Below are 1,793 nucleotides of genomic sequence, written 5' to 3'. Positions count from 1 at the left end.
GAACCAGGGCGACCACCAACCACACAGAAATGACCTTTTTGAATTGTGCCAACCAAATCATCAACTGATTTCAGGTTGAATTGAACACCAGAAAAAGTTTTATGCGCTTTAGCCTCTGCCTTTGCTATCAATTGCTTACCGGATAAAACCAAAGCTTCTTCAAACGTAAAACTTGTTTTTTCAGCCTTGTCACTTCCAGTTGATCCATCAAGAATCGTTTCTGCTGCGATATGTACATCAGGAATTGTTAAATCTTTTGCGATTTCAGAAATGCTGTAACCGATCTTTTCAACTTCACGATGAGATTTGAATTTATTCAATTCAGCAACATAGGTTTCTAGGTTGTAAAAACTCGAAGGCGCTTCACTGGTCATTTGAGCCAAGTATTCAGACCCACCCATCAAGTGAAGTACATTTTTTTGATTAAGTTGTTGCTCAACCATCACCAAGTCATATGGCTTGTTTTCATGTGCTAATTCTTGAATTGCGTTGAAGATTTGCTTATGACGTTCAGGAAAGAAGCAATCAACATCAACATCGTTGGCAACGGTTTCATAAGATTCTGCAACAGTCATCAAAGCAGTCAGTACAGCTTGTTCCATTGGGATATTGTGAATTTGTGACATTACCAATCCCCCATGTCTTCAACGAAATTTTGAGGAATGCTTGCAACCATGCAATTTGGATTTAGGTATTCAGGGTGTGATTTCACATGACGTTCAAATTTATCAATAATCCATGCTGTGAATTTATGAAGTTTCTGAGAGTCGTTCAGGTGTCTACCATTGCTTCCATCGAAATATGAATTAAACGAACTCAACTCAAATTCAAAATTTGGTAATCCAAAAATCAATTCAAGATTTTTTTCATGACCTGCAATTTTAATTTTTGTTTCAAGTGATTTTGAATCTGGAATCCAGTCGTGTTCACAAGAAAGATTCAATGGGAGATTCAATGATAGATTCCGTACCCCAAAATTGGGGTCGTTACCTATACCGTTTTTGGGGTCGTTTACCTCCAAAATTGGGGTCGTTTGGGGGGGTGTAACAATCCCATTATTGGTATCGTTCCCAATTTCGGTATCGTTCCGTTTTTGGGGTTGTTTACCTATACCATTTTTGGGGTCGTTATCTTCACGTGAATTAACCCCAATTAACTGCAAAACTCGAATTTGTTTTGTGTGACCTTTACGCTCACCAGTGTCAAAAACAAAACCTAATTCAATAAGCTCATTCACAACTTTTTGAACTGTTTTTGGGTTTAAAACAGTGTCGCTAGCAATGCGTTTATTACTTGGGTAACACTTATGTTCCTCACCTGCACGATCTGCCAATGAGAGCAAAACAAGCCGTTGTGCTGAACTTTTAACTGGTGCAGACCATGCCCAATTTGTTGCATCAATGCTCATGCTGCCACCTTACTTTTCTTCAAGCTTCGCTCTAAGACAGCGACAAAATCCACTTTCACAGATTGCACATAACTATCATGTGAACATAAGTGTGAATCTTTAAACAATTGAGCCCGTCTTTCTGCCACGATTTGAGATAATGTTTTTTTCATGTAATCACCCTTCTATGCGGCATATGAAAAATATCGACAGCCCCCCCAGAGAGGACCGTCAAATGTTTTTAATTCTTTGCGAAGCTGTTTTTCAATCGAATCTTTGGTGAATCGGCTGTATCGCATAGGGCTTTTGAAAATCTGTTTGCCATTCTGAATAGCTTCAACAAGTACTGTTTTGGTACTAAAATCTACTGAGAGGACATTAACATTTACACTCATGAAACCTCCGC

4 protein-coding genes are annotated in these 1,793 nt (G+C 38.7%); all 4 read right to left on the bottom strand.

The features are described from left to right. A partial coding sequence (locus EXE10_RS20845; RefSeq protein ID WP_323052840.1) for a DnaB-like helicase N-terminal domain-containing protein occupies positions 1-626 on the bottom strand: 626 nt, incomplete at its 3' end. Continuing rightward, positions 626-1,408 carry a helix-turn-helix domain-containing protein gene (locus tag EXE10_RS20840; protein WP_130114585.1) on the bottom strand — a complete coding sequence of 261 codons (783 nt, stop codon included), beginning with the start codon at positions 1,406-1,408 and terminating at the stop codon, positions 626-628. The genes EXE10_RS20840 and EXE10_RS20845, both read right to left, overlap by 1 nt. After that, on the bottom strand, positions 1,405-1,560 hold the full coding sequence (locus tag EXE10_RS21635; protein ID WP_165382312.1) for a hypothetical protein: 156 nt from the start codon (positions 1,558-1,560) through the stop codon (positions 1,405-1,407). The genes EXE10_RS20840 and EXE10_RS21635 overlap by 4 nt, the downstream gene beginning before the upstream one ends. A gap of 12 nt (positions 1,561-1,572) precedes the next feature. Further along, the coding region (locus EXE10_RS20835) for a hypothetical protein (protein ID WP_228256876.1) at positions 1,573-1,793 on the bottom strand (221 nt) is incomplete at its 5' end.

This window comes from Acinetobacter sp. WCHAc060033 (genome assembly GCF_004209125.1).
Classification (GTDB): Bacteria; Pseudomonadota; Gammaproteobacteria; order Pseudomonadales; family Moraxellaceae; genus Acinetobacter; species Acinetobacter wuhouensis.
Note: the sequence above shows the minus strand (reverse complement) of the source record. Positions and strands in the feature narration are given on the sequence as shown.

What these genes read in the sequence shown, in the direction of transcription:
- EXE10_RS20840 (WP_130114585.1), bottom strand. Translation starts at nt 1,408, where the DNA reads ATGAGCATTGATGCAACAAATTGGGCATGGTCTGCACCAGTTAAAAGT.
- EXE10_RS21635 (WP_165382312.1), bottom strand. Translation starts at nt 1,560, where the DNA reads ATGAAAAAAACATTATCTCAAATCGTGGCAGAAAGACGGGCTCAATTG.